Here is a 19,788-nt window from a genome sequence, read left to right as displayed (position 1 = left end):
TTGTTCAGTTACTACAACTTTTGTTGTAGCGCCCTGCACATTGGTTCGTCTTGTTCAGTTTTCAAAGGTCTTTGTCGCTCTCGCGCGACAACTATATTAGTATATCATGACCTTCTCTTACTGTCAACACTTTTTTCCAAAAAATTTTATTTTTTTGAAAGTTTTTTTACTTTTTTGGTTTATATAAAAAAATCAGGAGCATAGATGCTCCTGATTCCTCTATAATTTAATTGATGTTTTCAATCTCTTTTTGATCTTTATTCTTTTACTTCCAATAGACCGATGTCTCCATCTTCTCTACGGTAGATCACATTTGTTGTGTTATCCTCTGCATCACGATAAATGAAGAAATCGTGTGCTAATAGATCCATTTGAAGGATCGCTTCATCTAAATCCATTGGTTCTAGATCAATTGTTTTTGAGCGAACAACTTTTTCTGTGGTTGCTGCTTCTTCTACAACTGCATCGGTAAACAATTTACCTGCACCAGATTTAATACGATTTTTCTTTTCGATTTTTGTTTTATTCTTACGAATTTGACGTTCAATTTTATCCACAACCAGATCAATTGAACCGTACATATCTTGAGAGACATCTTCTGCACGAAGTGTGATAGATCCAAGCGGAATGGTCACTTCTACTTTTGCGGTCTTTTCACGGTAAACTTTTAAGTTTACTCGAGCGTCTAGCTCTTGATCTGCCTGAAAATATTTTTCAATCTTTTCGAGTTTAGAAACGACATAGTCGCGAATGGCTTCTGTTACTTCTAGGTTTTCACCACGGATACTATATTTAATCATATTAGTACCTACTTTCTAAACATTATGTTTTTATTTATATGTATATTATAACGCTTTCATAAAGTTTTTGCAAATCTTTTTTTACCTTGCGATTGAAAATGTCTTTATTTCTTTCACACCTTTTTCAATTAGTAGGCGCTTCATTAATTCGATTGTTTTGCCCGTTGTGTAGATATCATCGAAGATTAGATATTTCTGCTTTCCTGAAATTTCTCCTTTTAATTGAAAGTGCTGAGTGGTTTTTAATCTTTCTTCTCTTGTTTTTTTTGATTGGGTTAAAGTGTCTTCTTTTTGGAATAGACTGTTGTACTTTATCTCTGCAAAATCTAGTATAGTCGATACTTGATTGAATCCTCTTTCCTGCTTTTTTTCATGGCTGATTGGAGTCGGTATTATCGTATAGCTTTTATACTTTTTCAAGGCTTTTTTGATGTCACATGCAAATACCATTCCTAATAAACGATCTCCTTCAAATTTATATCGTTTGAAATAGTCCTTCATTGCTGCATTATATCTATATAATGCTTCATGTTCTACCATATTCCCCTTTTGTATCCAGTATTCGCAATCTTTACATACTTTCTCCTCCTTATCTTTATAACATCTAGGACAATGGATTTCGCCAATTTGTTCGAAGCCTTCTTTGCATTCTTTACAAATCCATTCTTCTTGTTGATTCATAATTATAAGATCTATGAAATGTTCACCAGTTTTCAACTCTTTAGTACAAAGCAGACATTCTTTCAAAATCCAGCCTCCTGATTCATTTCCTTTATTTCTTTAATCGCTTTTTTCATTCCTCGTGTTATACCATCTGATAGAAAAAGTAGTTCACCTGTTGGTCTTTCTTTACTTCGACCGACCCTTCCTGAAATTTGTACGAGGGCACTTTTAGTAAATAATTTGTGATTACTTTCTAAAACAAAGACATCTACAAATAGAAAAGTCACTCCTCTTTCTAAAATTGTTGTCGAGACTAGCATGGTTATGGCTTTGTTTCTAAACTTTTCTACCATTCGTAGGCGGTCTGTTGTCTGTGAGGATACAAAACCTACTGTTTCTTTGGGAAAGTATTTTTTTAAGTTCTCAGTGAATTGTTGTCCTAATTCTATTTCAGATACAAAGATTAACAATGGGTAGTGAGTCTGTCTTTGTTTCTTGATCAGTTGCAATAGTTCGTAAGGGATTCTTCCTTTTTCAATTTTTTCTCTAATTTTCGGCACCCATTTTATTTCAGGGACCACTAGTGGGTTCCCATGAAATCTTCTTGGAAGACTATAACGAATGATTTCTTTTTTCTTAACCTTTTTATCTAGCTCATCTGTAGAGGTTGCTGTCAAATATAGGGTATTCCCCTCTTTTTTTATTGCATTCTGAGCTGCTTTATATAAGATTGGATTATCCACATAGGGAAAAGCATCTACCTCATCTATAATAAGGAGATCAAAAGCCTGATAAAACTTTAGCAATTGGTGGGTTGTAGCGATCACTAAAGGCGTTCTAAAATAGGGCTCCGATTCTCCATGAAGCAAAGAGATGGGGCAGGAAAAATCATCCTTCATTCTTCCGTACAGTTCGATACAGACATCGATTCTTGGGGTAGCAATACAGACTGCTTTTCCTGCCTTGATAGCTGTTGCTACAACCTGATACATCATTTCCGTTTTTCCAGCTCCTGTCACAGCATGTACCAAGGCATGTTTTCCTGCTTTAACTGCTTGGATAAGTCCTTCAGATACCTCTTGTTGATAGGAAGTCAAGGTCCCTTTCCAGTTTAGCACCTCTTGACCTTCAAAGTCTTGCTGTGCAATAGCATAAAGTTTTTGATCACTCCGGATCCTTCCTAATTGGATACAGGCTCTACAATACAGTACCTCTTCACTCAACTTCCACAGTTTTTGATCAATCATACTGCCACATCGAAAGCATTGGTACCTTCCATTCTGTTTTTCTATAGCTGGAAGTTCTTGAGCAATTTCTTTTAGATCATTTGTCATTTGACTCTCCGTTAAGAGTCTTCCATAAGAATCTTCTATCTTCATACTTATTAATTCGCAAAAGTTGGAGAAAATCATTCTTTTTTTGTAAAATAAGAATATGGAATATGTTACATTTAAAGAGAACGGTACTGTTCAAGAAGAAATCAAAAAATCAAAATTCATTTGTCATGTCAAGCGAGTCTCCTCTGAAGAGGAAGCTAGAGATTTTATCAATGCCATCAAAAAGGAACACTATAAGGCTACACATAACTGCTCTGCTTTCATCATAGGAGAACAAAGTGATATCAAACGGACCAGTGATGATGGAGAGCCTAGCGGAACAGCTGGGGTACCGATGTTAGGAGTTTTGGAGAATCATCGCATCACTAATAGTTGTGTCGTGGTTACACGCTATTTTGGAGGTATTAAATTAGGTGCTGGCGGTCTAATTCGTGCTTATGCTGGAAGTGTGGCACAAGCAGTTCGAGAAATTGGACTGGTAGAAATCAAAGAGCAAGTGGTTCTTGGGATCACACTTTCTTATTCCCAATACCAAGAATTTGCTAATTTCTTAAAAGACCATCAATTGGCGGAACAAGATCCAATGTTCACAGATCAGGTGATGACAACTATTTTTGTGGATAAAGAAAACACAAACTCTATCACAGCAGCTTTAGTCGAATTTTACAATGGCAAAGTCATTATTGAGGATCAAGGAATTCGTGAGGTTGAAGTCCCCCTACTTTCTGTAGAAAAATAATTAAAAAACTATCGGCAACGATAGTTTTTTTTTATCACACCCATAAAATTTCTATATTTTACATTCTTCCCGCAAGGGACTATACTTGTTAGTATCAAGAAAACCTAGAACTGAGGTATATTATGGCTATTTATGAAAATATTACAGAATTGATTGGGAACACTCCGATTGTCAAATTGAATCGTCTTGTTCCTGAAGGAGCTGCAGATGTCTATGTCAAACTCGAAGCCTTCAATCCTGGATCATCTGTCAAAGACCGGATTGCTTTGAGCATGATTGAAAAAGCTGAAGCGGATGGCTTGATCAAACCAGGTGATACCATTGTCGAAGCAACTAGTGGGAACACAGGGATTGGTTTGTCATGGGTTGGCGCAGCTAAAGGATACAAAGTTGTGATTGTCATGCCTGAAACCATGAGTGTGGAACGTCGTAAAATCATACAAGCCTATGGAGCTGAACTCGTTTTGACTCCTGGAAGTGAAGGAATGAAAGGCGCTATCGCTAAAGCTGAAGCAATCGCTGCAGAAAGAAATGGCTTCCTTCCTCTTCAATTTGAAAACCCTGCTAACCCAGAGGTACATGAAAGAACAACAGGACAAGAAATCGTTGATGCCTTTGGAAAAGATGGTTTAGATGCTTTTGTCGCAGGTGTTGGTACTGGTGGTACTGTTTCTGGTATTTCTCATACTTTGAAAAAGAATAATCCTGCTGTCAAAGTCTATGCCGTTGAGGCCAATGAATCTGCAGTCCTTTCTGGCGAAAAACCTGGACCACATAAAATCCAAGGGATTTCAGCTGGTTTTATCCCAAATACTTTAGACACTAATGCATATGATGGTGTTCGTCGCGTATCTTCAGAAGAAGCTTTCGAACTTGCACGCGCTATCGGTGGAGCTGAAGGATTCTTAGTCGGTATCTCAAGCGCAGCTGCTATCTATGCTGCTATTGAAGTCGCAAAAGAATTGGGAAGCGGTAAAAAAGTTCTTGCTCTTGCACCAGATAATGGAGAACGTTACCTTTCTACTACCCTTTACGAATTTGAATAATTCTCTATATCAAAAAAACTTCGATAGGTTTCATCAACCTATCGAAGTTTTTATTTTTTTTCTTGTTTGCTAAAGAATACCTTTCCTTCTTTGACCCAGGTCGGCATCTGTTGAGCTAAGGGGGCAAAACCACTCTTGTGACGGTCATTAGAAAAGCGATGGTGTCGAATGCTTCGTTGCGGGGTCTCTTCAAGCGTTCTCAGAGAGAGACTAGCTTTGTTGGTATATTCATCAACATCGATGACTTGAACAAAGACCTTCTCCCCAATCGACAGAATATCCTGAATATTACTTACATAACCACTTCTAATCTCTGAGATATGAATCAAGCCCGTCACACCCGACTCTAGTTCGACAAAGGCGCCGTAAGGTTGAATTCCTGTGATGGTTCCTTCTAACTTATCTCCAATTTTCATATTAGTCCTCAATTTCGATGGTTTCAATCACGACATCTTCTACTGGCTTATCCATCATCCCTGTCTCAACAGCCGCGATCTCATCCAACACAGCAAAAGAAGCTTCATCCATCAATTGACCAAATACTGTATGGCGTTGATCTAGGTGAGGAGTTCCCCCTTCTGTCGTATAGATTTCGGCAATTTTTTCAGGCCAGCCACCGCGGACCAATTCCTTTTTCGAATATGGGAGATGTTGATTTTGTACAATAAAGAATTGGCTGCCATTTGTGTTTGGTCCAGCATTTGCCATTGAAAGGGCTCCGCGAATATTGTACAATTCTTTTGAAAACTCATCTTCGAAGCTCTCCCCATAGATGGATTCACCACCCATACCTGTGCCTGTTGGATCTCCCCCTTGGATCATAAAATCTTTAATAATCCGATGGAAAATGACACCATCATAATAACCAGACTTAGCAAGAGCTACAAAGTTTGCAACTGTTTTTGGCGCTTGATCCGGGAACAATTGAATGTTCATCTTACCGTGATTGGTTTTGATCACAGCGACAGGACCGTCAGCCGTAGCAAGTTCTAACTGTGGTAACGTCAATTCTTTTTCAACCATATTTAACTCCTCTAAGGCATAGAATATGCCATCTTCTTCTAAATTCTTAGTGATATAATCAGCTTTTTCTTGTAACTCTGGGGCAGATTTTCCCATTGCGATACTAATTCCAGCATAATCAAACAGTTCTAGATCATTTAATCCATCCCCAAATACTAAAACATTCTCTGGCTTCAAGCCCAAATGATTTACAAGATGAGAAACTCCTGAAGCTTTTGAAGCTTCAAAACGAACAACATCTGACGAATGGGGATGCCACGAAACTAGGCGCAAGTCCTCTTGCAAAGAAGGGGGCAACTCTAGCTCACTATCCTGTTCATCAAAGGTCCACATTTGGAAAATAGGTTCTTTCAAATGCAGATCTGGATCTACGGGTAAGTTGGGATAAATGATGTCAATAGCATCACTGATCAAGGGTGTCCGATTAGACAGGGCAGCTTGATGACTAGCCACTAACCCATAATCAATCTCGGATTCTTTGGCCCAATCTACAAAAGAAGAAACGATTGCTTCATTGATTGGTGATTGGTAGATCACAGTTCCTTTTGTATCTTCTATATAGGCACCGTTTAAGGTTACTAGAAAATCAGGCTTTAAGTCCATGATTTCAGGAACAACCCCAAAAATCCCTCTGCCGGTTGCAATCCCTGTTCGGATTCCTTTTTCTTTCAACTGATGGAAGACGTCTTTGACAGATTCTGGGATCAATCCTGTTTCTTTTGCACGTAATGTATCATCAATATCAAAAAAGACGATTTTAACTTTTTTGGCTTTATAACGTAATTTTGCGTCCACTTGTCTCCCCCTTATGATCACGCTCTATTATAGCATGTTTCCTTTTAAAAATCTTCTTGATTCACCAGATGGTGTCGAAAGGCATAGACGACTGCTTGCGTCCGATCACTGACTTCTAATTTCGATAAGATGTTGGAGACATGGGTCTTCACTGTTTTTAAAGAAATGAAGAGTTCATCTGCTATTCGTTGATTTTCATATCCTTTCGTCAATAAAGCCAGAATATCTCGTTCTCTAGCTGTCAAATCATCATGCAATTCAGCATGGTTCTTTCGTGACTCAACTTTTTGACTAACTTCTGTCTCAATTGCAAATTCTCCCTTTGCAACCTTTCTGACAGCCTGTAAGATCTCAGTTGCTGACGAGGTCTTTAAAATATACCCTTTTGCACCGGCATCTAAGACAGGGTAAATCTTTTCGTTATCTAAATAAGACGTCAAAATGACAATTTTAGCTTCCGGCCACTCTTTTAGGATGGCTAGAGTCGCATCGATTCCATTTAGCTCTGGCATCACAATATCCATGATGATGACGTCTGGTCTTTCTTTCAGCGCCAACTCCACCCCTTCATGCCCATTTTTCGCCTCTAAGACCTGCTCAATATCGGTTTGCATGGACAAAAAGCTTTTCAATCCCAATCGGACCATTTCATGATCATCTACTAATAATACTTTCATACAGTTTCCTTTTCATTTTTATCTTTTACAAGGAGGGGAACGCGAATATCTACAGCCACTCCCTTTTGAGGACTCGTTCTTATTTTAATGGTTCCCGCCATGTCTTCTACACGTTCTTGAATATTTTTCAACCCATAACTCAATCGTTCCAATTTTTCCTGCTCAAATCCGATTCCATCATCTACCATCCGTAAATGAAGTTGTTTTCCTTCCTGTTGCAAAAAGACATCCATTTGTTGAGCTCTAGCGTGTTTCAAGGTATTGCTGACAATTTCTTGGACGATCCGAAATAGATGTTCTTCCATTTCTTTTGGAATGCTCACGTCATTATGATGGAAGACAACTGCTAGGTTACTCTTTTCCTTCAATTCTCTAAAAATCATCTCCATCCCTTCTACCAAACTTTTTCCTTCCAATTCTGTAGGACGAAGATGTAGGAGCAAGACGCGTAAATCATTTTGGGCTGTACCTAGAATATCTGACACACCATTTAGTTGCTGCTGGATCTGACTTTTCTCTAACTCAAGAGCCCGTGCTGCCACTCCAGATAAAATCATATTGGCTGCAAACAATTCTTGACTAACCGTATCATGTAGATCACGCGCAATTCTCTTACGCTCGATTTCCACAATTTCTTCTTCATTTCGCATCACACGATTTTCACTCTTTTGTAAATTTTCTTCTAGTCGAAGTAATTTGCTGTCCAATAAATCTAACTGTTGATTCAATTCTTTTGGGGCAATTTCTTTTCGCTGTGAAGCAGTCAGGATAGATTCTACCTTTTGTTGTACTGCATGGACCGTTACAAATTGCGTGATTTTGATAATTAAGACAACCAAAGCCGTCAATGCAAGCGTCAGACTAAAAACCAAAAATAGGAATGATTGAAGCAAGGAAAGATCTGAGAGAAGTTTGCCCCACTGAAAACCAACAAAATGGAAAATGGTATGACAAATGACCGCAACCACCATTAGGGAATAGAAGTACAATAGGAGATAGTCTAATTTCTTCATGCGCGAATCACCTCAACATCCCCAACAATACCAACTAACACAATTTTTATAGAACGGTGCGATCTCCGATAATGTGCCGTTTCAATGTCTATGGTTTCATTCCTCATTTTACGGACAGGAAGATCCAAAAACTTCAGATCTCCATACAGGGTGTTAATTTGTAAATGCAATTCCAAATCAATCGGTAAGATAATTTTTGTATTTCCAAACCCTTTCCGAATGATCACTACATTGTCCCAATTGCAAATGGCTACCTCCTCTAAATGGAGGGTGTCATTCCCAAAAACTCGGATCACATTCAGATCTCGATACCCTCGACTTTGCTTTGAAAAATGTTGTAAATCACCAATCCATCGAGTTTTTTCCTGACGAATTTTCGTATCCTCTTCAACATCAAACACAACCGCTTCATTTTCCTTATACATATAAGGATAGGCGATCAATAAACCATAAACCACAGCAAATAAAATGGCTGCAATCACAAAAGGATTCAGCATCACGATAAAAAACAAGAGCACACTCAGCGCGATCAATAGAAAATTCGCTTTTTGTTTGCCAAAATAGTAGTACATAAGAAGCAAAAAGAGAACCATTAAGACAACAAATCTGGAAAAATCGATTGATAAAATGGTGATCGCTGCTAATGTTAACAAAACGGCTTCAACGAAAATAAAAATTTGTATTTTCCACATAGTTTACCTCATCTTTTCCTATTTTATCAAATTTTTCCTCATTTGACTTCCGTCTATGGTTGGATAAACGCATACAATCAAAAAGACTCAGAAATCCATCTGAGTCTTAGACTGATTTATGAATCTCCACCAGTTGCACTACTGCTAGAACTTTCTGTATCTGATCGTTCAGCAGAAGATGAACTAGATGTATCTGAACTTGATGATGCTTTCGTACTTGAAGAAGCTGTCACTTTAGGCTCATATACAGTCAAAACAATTCGTGTTCGGTTAATATCCACCGTACTCGAAACTTCTGGAGTTTGACTGACAATTTGACCGGCAGAAACAACTACCCCATCAGGGAGATGTTCTGTTTTTCTTAATTCGATATTGGCTTCTTTAATACCATAGATCTCAATCAAATTACTTCTAGCAAAATCGTAAGTTGATCCAACATAGTTTGGCATTTCAATTGAAGTCGTTTCTTTCGCTACTTTCAAAACAATCTTGTTTTTTGAATTCAGAGAATATTGCTCTCCTGGAGCTGGGGTTTGTTCAAGAACTGTCCCTGCAGCATAATCGAAGGTCTCAACTTCTTCAATCGTGATCATTTTGCTTGATACTTTATAAGTATTTTTCAGATCTTCTTCTGCTGCTGCCCGTGTTTCACCCACGTAATTTGGCATTTCAAAGCTGTTTGGTCCTTTTGAAACAATCAAATCAATTCGACTTTGTTCTTTCTTTTGAGCCCCTGCATTTGGATTGGTTCGAATGACATAGCCTTCTGCAACCGAATCACTGTACTCTTCCTTCTCTTCACCGACTTGAAGGTCTTGTCCCTCAATAACCGCTCTAGCTTCGGCAATGGTTTTGCCGGAAACATCTGGAACTGTTTTATTGGCTGGGCTCATATACAACAAGAAAGTAAAGGCTGCAAGAACTAGTGCAATGGCAACAAACAAGACCTTGTAGCGCGCCCGCAAGCGTCTTCTTGGCTTTTTACTTGGTGCCATTGTCTGCTGGTCAGATAATGGTCGATTAGGATCTACCGAACTGATTTCACTGCGTACCTCAGAGATTGGAACAGGAGCCGTCTTTGGAGTTGGACTCACTTTTGGAAGAGTCTTTGTATCAGCTTTCGCTTGGTCTTCAAAAACCAGTTTTTTCTCATTTCTTCTCTCATAGGACAAGCAACTTGAAAGATCCACATACATCTCTGCCACTGATTTATAGCGATCCGTCAGTTTTTTAGCTGTCGCTTTGATCACTACATTTTCTAAAGCTTGTGGAACATTCTTATTTTCTTCACGAATAGATGGGAGTGGCTTTTGAAAATGCTGCAAAGCAATTGTGACTGCACTATCTCCATCATAAGGAATGTGTCCTGTCAACATCTCATAGAAAATGATTCCCATAGCGTAGATGTCACTTTGCACCGTAGCTTTTGAACCACGCGCCTGCTCAGGGGACAAATAATGAACCGACCCCAACATCGAGTTGGTCTGGGTCAAACTAGTCTCTGCAAAGGCCACTGCAATCCCAAAGTCTGAAACTTTTGCTGTTCCATCTGGTGTCAAGAGGACATTCTGTGGTTTTAAATCTCTATGGATAATGCCACGCGTATGGGCAAGACGCATAGCTAGAAGGATCTGCCCCATCAAACGAACAGCTTCTTCATTTGATAAAGGAGCATTTTCTTTGATATAGCGTTTCAAGTCTAAACCTGCAACATATTCCATTGCAAGGTATTGTTGTCCTTCTTCTTCGCCAATATCTGTAATCCGAACGATATTTGGATGGTCCAGCTCCGCCATCGCCTTTGCTTCACGCTGAAAACGCGCAACTGCAATGGGATCCGTCTGGTAATTCGTACGCAGTACCTTGACTGCAACTTCTTCCCCATCTAAAATCAAATCACGCGCAAGATAAACATCTGCCATCCCGCCGCGTCCAATTTGTTGGATGATTTTATATCGCCCGGCAAAAATTTTGCCGATTTGAATCATGCCGCGTCCTCCTCAGTGAAGTGGAGCAGTACAACAGTGATATTATCCAAGCCTCCAGCATTATTGGCAAAACGAATCAAGGTTTGAGCTTTTTCTTCCAGTGAAACATCACTCAAGACAATATCTCTGATTTCATCTGGGCCAATCATATTGGTTAAACCGTCACTATTGATCAAAATATAATCATCTGCTTCAACCGTCACCAAACCATAATCCGGCTCTAACTCATCTTTTTGGCCAATGGACTGAGTGATGATGTTACGTTGAGGATGATGGGCTGCTTCTTCCTCTGTAATTTGACCTGCTCGTAAAAGAGCATTTACAAGAGAATGGTCACTGGTCAACTGCTGGTATTTGCCCTGACGAATGAGGCCAATCCGTGAATCCCCAACGTGAGCATAAATCACTTGTCCTTCTACAAAAGCCAAGGCTTCTAGTGTCGTTCCCATTCCTTTGTGCTCATCATCTTGCCCAGCCAAATGAATCCGACGATTCACAGCTTCTAAATGTTCTGCAAACCATTCCCGTACTTGATTAACCGTCTCGATCTCAGAAGAAACCCAAGCCGCACCTAGGTCTGTGACTGCCATTTCACTAGCAATATTTCCGGCACGGTGTCCTCCCATACCATCAGCAAGAAAAACCATCGGTTTTCCTGCCTTGTTTGTATATTGATTTGCATAGTCTTGGTTATTTGTCCGTCTTTGACCTACATCGGTTAAGATCGTCATATCCATACTGTCAGTTTCCTCCTGATATTATGACATTCTCTTAAAACGACTGATAAAGAAGCCGTCACTTCCATATAATTCGGGTGTAATAAGGATACAATCATTTTTAAGAATATCTTTTCTTTCGTGATCCAATGGGACTTGTTCGAAATTTGGATGGTTTTTCAAAAATTGATCTACCACTTCAAAATTTTCTTTCCCCATAATTGTACACGTACTGTACACTATTATACCACCTTTACGCACACTTTGACAAACACTATCCAGAATTGCCAATTGAATAGCTTGTAAAGATATAAAATCTGCACCCTCTTTATTGTACTTGATATCAGGCTTTCTCCGTATCAGACCAATCCCCGAACAAGGTGCATCCACCAAAATTTTATCGAAAGCATCTGGTCCAAATGTTTCATAGACTTTTGTCGCATCTAACTTCTTTGTCAAAATTTTGTCCGCAACATGGAGCCGATTAGCATTTTCTTGAATCAATTTGAGTTTATGGTCATAGAGATCCAGGGCTGTGACTTTCCCAGTCGTGAGATAAGAAGCGATGTGAGTCGTCTTTCCACCTGGCGCTGCACAGGCATCTAAAACCCACTCATCCCCTTGCAAATCCAAAGCTGGAGCCACCAATTGACTGGACTCGTCTTGAATGGCAATGCGTCCTTCTTTAAACAAAGCGTGCGCTGCAAAATGTCCCTGATCTTTCACGAGGGCAGAGGGGGCAAGTAGTGAAGATTTTGCTTCTAATGTCTGAGCCAACTCTTCTTTTTCGTCAAGATCAATCACACGAATACTTGATTTATTACGCTGATAGAGACTCTTAAAAATAGCGCAAGAACGTTCTTCACCATATTCTTCGATCAATGCTTTGACCAACCATACAGGTAGGGAATACTCTACCGAATAACGTTTGTTCTTTCGCTTAATCGTATCAATAGCTGGTAGTCCCTCGCGAAGGAGCTTTCTAAGAATAGCATTGACAAACTTCTCACTGCCTTCTTTACGATGTTTTGCTATCCGGACAGCTTCATTGACGATGGCATGGTCAGGAATGCGATCCAAGTAGACCAGCTGATACAAACTCATCAGCAAAAGATAATAGAGCCAAGGATCTAATTTCGTCCGGTCCTCAATCACGTGGGCGAGATACCACTCGAGTGTTATCTTCCGCGCTACGGTACCATATACAACTTCCGTAACAAAACTTCTATCTTTATCTGAAAGTTGAGAATGTTCTAGTGCTTGATTTAAGGCAAGATTAGAATAGGCTCCATGTTCAAAAACCTCTTCTAAAACTCCAAGTATCTGTTCACGCGCATTCATTTGTTTACCTTCCAAAGTAATCTCCTACTTTCAATTGACGGCCCGCACCATTCAAAAAGTCTGTAATGGACATTTTGGGTTTTCCTGCAGGCTGCACAACTTTGAGGGATAGCGCGCCTTCACCTGCAGCTACTATCAACTCTTTTTTGCTCAAACCAATCACTTCTCCTGGATTTCCATTGCCCTCGCATAGCTCTGCTTCATAAACTTTAAAGCGTTGATCATTTAACAAGGTATGAGCGACAGGCCAAGGATTCATCCCTCGGATCTGGTTAAAGACTTGGCGGTTGGTTTTGGTCCACTCCAAAACTTCTTCTTCCGGCAAAATATTTGGTGAAAATGTGACCAAACTAGGATCTTGTGGCCTTGGCTGGATCTCCCCTGCTAGGTAATCTGGCAAAGTATCTAGGAGTAGATCCCGTCCAAGGACAGCCAATTTTTCAAACAAGGTTCCCACATTGTCCTCATCTAAAATTGGGAGAGAACGAGCTGCAATCATGTCTCCAGCATCCATTTCCTTGACCATTTCCATAATTGTAACCCCAGCTTCTTCGTCACCATTGATCAGGGCATAGTGAATGGGAGCTCCACCTCTATATTTAGGTAATAAAGACGCGTGAACATTCACCGCAAACTGAAAGTTCTCCAACAATTTTGTCGGTAAAAATTGTCCAAAAGCAGCGGTCACAATTCCATCTGCATCTAGTGATAAGAGAGTTTCCATTTCTGGACTACCCGATAATTTCTCCGGCTGAAGAACCGGTAGTTGATGGTCCAAAGCTACCTGCTTTACCGGGGTCATTCGAATCTCTTTTTTGCGACCTACTTTGCGGTCTGGTTGAGTCACAACCGCCAAAATTTCATAGCGCGAATCTGCTAACAATCCCTTTAAAACCGTCGCTGAAAAATCAGGCGTTCCCATAAAAATTAATTTTGTCATTTCTTTCTTCCTTACATAAAACTTTGAGGTTCATTATCAATACTGACACGTAGATCTTGGTTGCCTCTTTCTTGTGTAAATTCTAAGATTTGATTCAAGACCTGAGTCATGCCTTCTTCGAAACGATATTTCACAATGATTTGATAATGATACAAATTATGTGTGCGTGCAATTGGTTTAGGTGTTGGTCCTAAGATTTGGACCTGATCAGATAAGCCAGATCGGAGAATTTCCATGACCTGATGTGACTTCTCCATCACAATTTCCTCACTCTTATGGGATAGGGTTAACCCAACTGTGAAGTAATAAGGCGTATAGCCTAACTGCCGGCGAATCTGCATTTCATAGGCAAAAAAACCTTCATAATCTTGGTCTTTGGCAAATCGAATCGCATAATGATTGGGGTTATAGCTCTGAATGATAACCTCTCCTTCTTTCTCTGCTCGTCCGGCCCTTCCTGCCACCTGAGTCAAGAGTTGAAAGGTTCTCTCTGAAGATCGATAATCCGGTAAATTTAAAGAAGTATCCGCATTCAAGACACCCACTAACGTCACATTTGGAAAATCCAAGCCCTTCGCAATCATTTGCGTCCCTAACAAAATATCCGCTTCTCCATTCCCGAAAGCATCTAATATTGCTGCGTGGCTCCCTTTTTTTCGAGTGGTATCCACATCCATGCGCAAAATTTTAGCTTCAGGAAAGATCTCTTGTAATTCATCATAAGCTTTTTGTGTTCCTGTCCCGTAATAACGAATGGAAGGACTTTGGCAATTTGGACAGTGTCGAGGAATCGCTTTACTATAGCCACAATAATGACAGTTCATGGTTTTAGTATCCATGTGGAGGGTCAAAGAGATGTCACAATTGGGACAAGTATCTACAGTTCCACACTCGCGACACATGACAAAACTGGAATAACCACGGCGGTTCAACATCAAGACAACCTGCTCTTTTTTCTGCAAGCGATCAGCAATAGCTTCCACTAGAACCGGAGTGAAGTTACCAGCTTCATTTTGGCCAATATAATCACGAAAATCAACGACTTTAACTTCTGGAATTTTGGCTGCCGGATTGGCCCGCTGGGTGAGACGAATTAATTCATAAACCCCTTTTGTTGCACGAGCCCGCGATTCTATACTTGGTGTAGCAGATCCAAGAAGCAAGACTGCTTGATTGTACTGAGCCCTTAGGACTGCGACTTCCCTTGCGTGGTAGCGTGGATTACTATCTTGTTTGTAGGAAGCCTCGTGCTCCTCATCAATGATGATAGCTCCGATGTTTTTTAAAGGAGCAAAGATGGCTGAGCGCGCTCCAACGACTACCTTGGCCTCCCCACGTTCAACTTTTCGCCATTGATCATACTTCTCACCATTTGATAAGCCCGAGTGCAGAATGGCTACTTCCTGACCAAAACGAGAGATAAAACGATCCGTCATCTGTGGCGTCAGGGAAATCTCAGGAACCAACATAATAGCCGTTTTCCCCTTATTTAGAACTTCCTGAATAATCTGCAGATAAACTTCTGTTTTCCCACTTCCAGTCACACCTTCTAATAAAAAAGGCTTTGATGTTTTCCCAATTTGAAAAACTACTCTTTCTACAGCTTTTGCTTGCTCTGAATTTAAAAGCAGAGCCTGGGTCTGTTCTTTGCCTTCATAATATGCAGCCGCCCGATTCACTTCTCGTTCTGTTATTTCTAAAACACCCTGATCAATAAAATAAGCCACTACTTCTCGTGAAAAATCCTGATACAATCCTGCTAAGAGTTGCTCCCCTTGCTCTAGTAACAGGCGCTCTTTCAATGCTAGCCTTTTTTTAGCTCTCGCTGATAGTTGAAGTTCTTTTAATCCTTCCTGGTTAACGCGATACCATTTTTCTGTTTTAATTTGTTTCTTATCCTTGGCCTTGTATTCAAGTACCAAATCTCCTTTTCTGACCAACCGCATCACTTGGGCTTGATCGGCTGCATCTAGAGAAGAAAAAGAAACTTCATTTTTTGCACCAAAAAGTTTTATTTTGAGAGTGGGATCTAAAGAAGGTTGAGGATACAAAATCTTATCATAACTCGAATTGAGGAGAGAAGGAAGCATGGTTTTTAAAACCGTGATCTTATAAGAAAAAACACTTTTTCGTAATTGATCCGCCAACCAAAACTGCTCTTGATTTAAGACCGGAGTGTAATCCAAGATCTCCACAATCGCTTTCAATTCCTCGCTTGTGTCTGCCTCTTCTAAAACATCTACCACAATCCCTTGAATGAGGCGATTCCCTTTACCAAAGGGGACATGAACTCGCATACCTGCCTCCACCATATCCTCAAATTCTGATGGGATCTGATAAGAATAGGGTTTATCTGTCTGCATCAATGGGACATCTACGATGACTTTTGCTATCACTTTTTCACCTCCAGCCTCTATCATATGAGCTTTACTTTATCACGGAACCCTTTAAATAGCAAAAAATAAGATTGAGAAGCCCCAACCTTAAATTTTTTCACCATCTTCTTTTTCTTTGGCAATTTGTTCCTTAATTTTGCGCTCTTCTTCTTCTTTGCGAATCCGCTCTGCTTCAATCCGACGACGAAGCGCTTCACGTTTTGCTTCTGGATCCGGGTGAACAACTACGTTTCCAGACTCGATTTCTTCAAGCGCTTGTAATGTTGATTTAACTGATTGGAATTCTTGAGTTGGTACTGCACCACTTTCCAATTCGTGGGCCCGTTTTGCCTCAAGAATGACCAATGAATATTTTGATGGTACTTTGTCAAGCAATGTATCAATAGAAGGTTTTAACATCATATTCCTATACCTAATTTCTAATTATTTATCTCTTCACAATAGTTTGTGTGTTTGGTAACATATCCAGATAATGGCCAATGACACGGTCTACACGGAAATGCTCTGCTTCGATCACACGTTTGACACGCTCAGCAGCAAGAGGAACCTCGTCGTTCACAATGGCGTAGTCATATTCACGCATCATGGCGATTTCTTCTTTTGCTTTTTCAATCCGTTGCGCAATAACTTCTGCACTATCTGTCCCGCGACCCACTAATCGATCTTGCAATTCATCCAAATCAGGCGGAGTTAAGAAAATAAAAACTGCATCTGGAACTTTCTTCTTTACTTGAAGGGCACCCTGAACTTCAATTTCAAGGAATACATCGATTCCCTTGTCCAAGGTTTCATTCACATAGGTTAAAGGAGTCCCATAGTAATTTCCAACGTACTCAGCGTACTCCAACATTTGCCCTTGAAGGATCAAATCTTCAAATTCTTCACGTGTACGGAAAAAATAGTCGACACCATCCACTTCACCTGGACGTTGTGCACGCGTCGTCATCGATACAGAATACTGAAACTGATTGTCCGAATTTTCAAAAATTTCTCGTCTGACCGTTCCTTTTCCAACCCCCGAAGGGCCAGAAAATACGATTAATAAGCCACGATCCGCCATGATTTCTCCTTCAATGTCTTTCTATCTAGTGTAACAAAAATCGGCCTAATTTTCAACTGATTTTTTCATTCAAAAAGCTTGAGATGCTAGATCTCAAGCTTTTTGTTTATTTTGCGTAATCGACTGCACGCAATTCTCGAATCACGGTAACCTTAATGTTTCCAGGATACTCAAGATTAGACTCGATCTTCTCACGAATATCATGAGCCAAGATCGTCACTTTATCATCCTTGATTGCCTCAGGGCTAACCATAATACGGATTTCACGACCCGCTTGAAGGGCGAAACTTGTCTTAACTCCTTCAAAACTATTTGCAATTTCTTCAAGATCTTGCAAGCGTTTGATGTAGCTTTCAAGTGACTCACTTCGTGCTCCAGGTCGAGCTGCACTCAAGGCATCCGCTGCAGCGACAATGACTGCGATGACACTTTCTGGTTCCACGTCACCATGGTGGCTGGCAATAGTATTGACAACCACTGGATGTTCCTTGTACTTCCGTGCCAATTCAGTTCCAATCTCGACGTGACTTCCTTCCACTTCACGGTCAATCGCTTTTCCGATATCATGTAAGAATCCTGCACGTCGTGCCAAGGTAGCATTTTCACCCAACTCGCTAGCAATAATACCAGAAAGTTTGGCAACTTCAATGGAGTGACGCAAAACGTTTTGACCATAAGAAGTACGGAATTGCAACCGTCCCATGATTTTCATCAAATCTGGATGGAGGTTTGGCGCACCAATTTCATAGGCAGCCGCCTCACCGTATTCACGAATACGATTGTCAATTTCCTGACGGTTCTTCTCAACCAGCTCTTCGATACGGGCTGGATGGATCCGACCATCTTTGAGAAGGCTCTCCATTGTCATGCGGGCAATTTCACGACGAATCGGATCAAACCCTGACAAGGTCACCACTTCAGGCGTATCATCAATAATCACATCGACACCTGTCAAGCTCTCAAAGGTACGAATGTTGCGACCTTCACGACCAATAATCCGACCTTTCATACTATCGTCCGGCAAATGAACGGTTGAGTTTGTTTGCTCAGCAACAAAATCACCCGCCATTCGCTGCATAGCTTGCACGAGAATGTCTTTTGCGATTTTATCAGAACGTTCTTTCACTTCCAATTCAGCATCTCGAATCCGTGAGGCAATTTCTTTTGAAAGTTGCTCTTCCGTCTGACTCAAAATAATGTCACGCGCTTCTCCTTGACTTAGAGCAGCGACACGTTCCAGTTCTTCTACTTTCTTGTGTTCAAGCTCTTCCAGCTGTTGTTCACGCGTATCAATGTGTTTAGTTCTATCTGTAAGACTTTGCTCTTTGTGTTCAAGAGACTGCTCTTTGCTTGTTAAAATGTCATCTTTGCGATCAAGATTGCTAGCACGTTCTGCCAAACGGCTTTCTAATTGCTTCAATTCTTGTCGTTCTGACTTAAACTCAGCATCGACCTCTTCACGATATTTTCTGGCTTCTTCCTTTGCCTCCAAAAGTGCTTCTTTTTTAAGTGAACTTGACTCATGCTTCGCCTCTTTTAAAATCAAATCGGCTTCGCGTTCAGCCTGTCCACGTAAATTCGTTGCTTCTTGTTCAGCATTCAAAAGGGTGAGTTCCGCAGCTTCTTTTGAAGCTTTCATTTTAAGAGCAGTTCCCACATATCCAATGACTAAACCAATGACCGCGGCAAAAACACCTGTAATAACAAAATTCATGCTTTTACCCCAAATCTATTTAATTAGTTGAATTAAAAATTCTTTTACATTTTACCATAAATTACTAAAATTAACAATCTAAAAAAACAGGAAAAACCTTTTATATTTTTGCTTAATGCTTGTTCTTTTGTCGACTTTTCTTTCATGGGACATCTGTGAGGAATTCATTAATTTCCACTTTGTTGAATCTGTTTTTTTATGCTATAATCAAGAAAAACAAAGAAGGATTTGAGTATGACAAAAGAAGTAATTGTTGAAAGTTTTGAATTGGACCACACAGCTGTGAAGGCTCCCTATGTACGCTTGATTGGTGAGGAAACTGGACCCAAAGGAGACATCATCTCCAATTTTGATATTCGTTTGGTGCAGCCCAATGAAAATGCGATTCCAACTGCTGGTCTCCACACGATCGAGCATCTTCTTGCGATGCTCATTCGCAAACGCATCGATGGTATGATTGATTGTTCCCCATTTGGATGTCGCACCGGTTTTCATATGATCATGTGGGGACAACATTCGAGTACGGAAATTGCTAAAGTAATCAAAGATTCTTTAGAAGAAATTGCATCTGTCAGTACTTGGGAGGATGTCCCAGGTACAACTATTGAGTCTTGTGGAAATTACAAGGATCACAGCCTCTTTTCAGCCAAAGAATGGTGTCGCCTGATTCTAGATCAAGGAATTTCAGACGATCCATTTGAACGTCATCTTGTTTAATACGAAAAAGAGGCTGGGACAAAAGTCCTAGCCTCTCAATTATTTTTGGATTGTCGAGCAAGACGCAGTGGTTGAGTGGGCTCTACTACGCTGATTTCATCAGCTTTTACAGCCCTACTCAACTGTGCGGA

19 protein-coding genes are annotated in these 19,788 nt (G+C 40.3%); 3 read left to right on the top strand and 16 right to left on the bottom strand.

The genetic code is table 11. The features are described 5' to 3' along the window. Positions 1-257: 257 nt before the first annotated feature. The 3 genes from raiA to PCY11_RS10865 form a co-directional block, all read right to left on the bottom strand. On the bottom strand, positions 258-800 hold the full coding sequence (gene raiA, locus PCY11_RS10875; RefSeq protein ID WP_003010301.1) for a ribosome-associated translation inhibitor RaiA: 543 nt from the start codon (positions 798-800) through the stop codon (positions 258-260). Positions 801-881: 81 nt separating this feature from the next. Beyond that, entirely contained in the window at positions 882-1,547 is a 666-nt protein-coding gene (locus tag PCY11_RS10870; RefSeq protein ID WP_301362775.1) for a ComF family protein, read from the bottom strand. Continuing rightward, a complete protein-coding gene (locus tag PCY11_RS10865; protein WP_301362774.1) occupies positions 1,544-2,842 on the bottom strand; it encodes a DEAD/DEAH box helicase in 1,299 nt (432 codons plus the stop codon). The genes PCY11_RS10870 and PCY11_RS10865 overlap by 4 nt, the downstream gene beginning before the upstream one ends. Before the next feature lie 55 nt (positions 2,843-2,897). Here PCY11_RS10865 and PCY11_RS10860 point away from each other — a divergent pair, with 55 nt between their 5' ends. Both PCY11_RS10860 and cysK read left to right on the top strand, forming a co-directional pair. Further along, a complete protein-coding gene (locus PCY11_RS10860; RefSeq protein ID WP_021154565.1) occupies positions 2,898-3,539 on the top strand; it encodes a YigZ family protein in 642 nt (213 codons plus the stop codon). A 122-nt stretch (positions 3,540-3,661) separates the two neighbouring features. Further along, positions 3,662-4,585 (top strand): cysteine synthase A, encoded by a 924-nt coding sequence (gene cysK / locus PCY11_RS10855; protein WP_003004014.1) that lies wholly within the window; start codon positions 3,662-3,664, stop codon positions 4,583-4,585. 50 nt (positions 4,586-4,635) lie between these two features. Here the strand turns inward: cysK and PCY11_RS10850 are convergent, their stop codons facing one another. From PCY11_RS10850 to PCY11_RS10790, 13 genes are all read right to left on the bottom strand, one after another. Continuing rightward, entirely contained in the window at positions 4,636-5,001 is a 366-nt protein-coding gene (locus PCY11_RS10850) for a S1 RNA-binding domain-containing protein (protein ID WP_003003962.1), read from the bottom strand. Between the two features lies 1 nt (position 5,002). Continuing rightward, positions 5,003-6,403, bottom strand: coding sequence for a bifunctional Cof-type HAD-IIB family hydrolase/peptidylprolyl isomerase (locus PCY11_RS10845; protein WP_301362773.1), 1,401 nt, complete (start codon positions 6,401-6,403; stop codon positions 5,003-5,005). Between the two features lie 44 nt (positions 6,404-6,447). Further along, entirely contained in the window at positions 6,448-7,080 is a 633-nt protein-coding gene (locus tag PCY11_RS10840; RefSeq protein WP_049492345.1) for a response regulator transcription factor, read from the bottom strand. Further along, the gene (locus PCY11_RS10835) at positions 7,077-8,093 is read right to left on the bottom strand and encodes a sensor histidine kinase (RefSeq protein ID WP_049516138.1); all 1,017 of its coding nucleotides are present in this window, start codon (positions 8,091-8,093) and stop codon (positions 7,077-7,079) included. Before PCY11_RS10835 ends, PCY11_RS10840 begins: the two co-directional genes overlap by 4 nt. Further along, complete coding sequence (gene liaF, locus PCY11_RS10830; RefSeq protein WP_049486057.1) at positions 8,090-8,785, bottom strand: cell wall-active antibiotics response protein LiaF; 696 nt, start codon at positions 8,783-8,785, stop codon at positions 8,090-8,092. Before liaF ends, PCY11_RS10835 begins: the two co-directional genes overlap by 4 nt. Before the next feature lie 116 nt (positions 8,786-8,901). Then, complete coding sequence (gene pknB, locus PCY11_RS10825; protein ID WP_301362772.1) at positions 8,902-10,773, bottom strand: Stk1 family PASTA domain-containing Ser/Thr kinase; 1,872 nt, start codon at positions 10,771-10,773, stop codon at positions 8,902-8,904. Continuing rightward, a complete protein-coding gene (locus PCY11_RS10820; RefSeq protein WP_129299753.1) occupies positions 10,770-11,510 on the bottom strand; it encodes a Stp1/IreP family PP2C-type Ser/Thr phosphatase in 741 nt (246 codons plus the stop codon). The genes pknB and PCY11_RS10820 overlap by 4 nt, the downstream gene beginning before the upstream one ends. Before the next feature lie 21 nt (positions 11,511-11,531). After that, entirely contained in the window at positions 11,532-12,845 is a 1,314-nt protein-coding gene (gene rsmB / locus PCY11_RS10815) for a 16S rRNA (cytosine(967)-C(5))-methyltransferase RsmB (RefSeq protein ID WP_301362771.1), read from the bottom strand. Beyond that, a complete protein-coding gene (fmt, locus tag PCY11_RS10810; RefSeq protein ID WP_301362769.1) occupies positions 12,835-13,770 on the bottom strand; it encodes a methionyl-tRNA formyltransferase in 936 nt (311 codons plus the stop codon). The genes rsmB and fmt overlap by 11 nt, the downstream gene beginning before the upstream one ends. Before the next feature lie 11 nt (positions 13,771-13,781). After that, a complete protein-coding gene (locus PCY11_RS10805; protein ID WP_301362768.1) occupies positions 13,782-16,190 on the bottom strand; it encodes a primosomal protein N' in 2,409 nt (802 codons plus the stop codon). Positions 16,191-16,253: 63 nt separating this feature from the next. Next, entirely contained in the window at positions 16,254-16,568 is a 315-nt protein-coding gene (gene rpoZ, locus PCY11_RS10800; protein WP_003010339.1) for a DNA-directed RNA polymerase subunit omega, read from the bottom strand. A 25-nt stretch (positions 16,569-16,593) separates the two neighbouring features. Continuing rightward, positions 16,594-17,226, bottom strand: a complete 633-nt coding sequence (gene gmk, locus PCY11_RS10795) for a guanylate kinase (RefSeq protein WP_301362767.1) — start codon at positions 17,224-17,226, stop codon at positions 16,594-16,596. A 106-nt stretch (positions 17,227-17,332) separates the two neighbouring features. Continuing rightward, positions 17,333-18,940 carry a ribonuclease Y gene (locus PCY11_RS10790; protein WP_003010343.1) on the bottom strand — a complete coding sequence of 536 codons (1,608 nt, stop codon included), beginning with the start codon at positions 18,938-18,940 and terminating at the stop codon, positions 17,333-17,335. Between the two features lie 234 nt (positions 18,941-19,174). Between PCY11_RS10790 and PCY11_RS10785 the strand changes: the two genes are divergently transcribed. After that, the gene (locus PCY11_RS10785) at positions 19,175-19,657 is read left to right on the top strand and encodes an S-ribosylhomocysteine lyase (RefSeq protein ID WP_049474465.1); all 483 of its coding nucleotides are present in this window, start codon (positions 19,175-19,177) and stop codon (positions 19,655-19,657) included. Positions 19,658-19,788: the final 131 nt, after the last annotated feature.

The sequence above is a fragment of the Streptococcus sp. SP8 genome (genome assembly GCF_030440045.1).
GTDB classification, from domain to species: domain Bacteria; phylum Bacillota; class Bacilli; order Lactobacillales; family Streptococcaceae; genus Streptococcus; species Streptococcus parasanguinis_I.
Note: the sequence above shows the minus strand (reverse complement) of the source record. Positions and strands in the feature narration are given on the sequence as shown.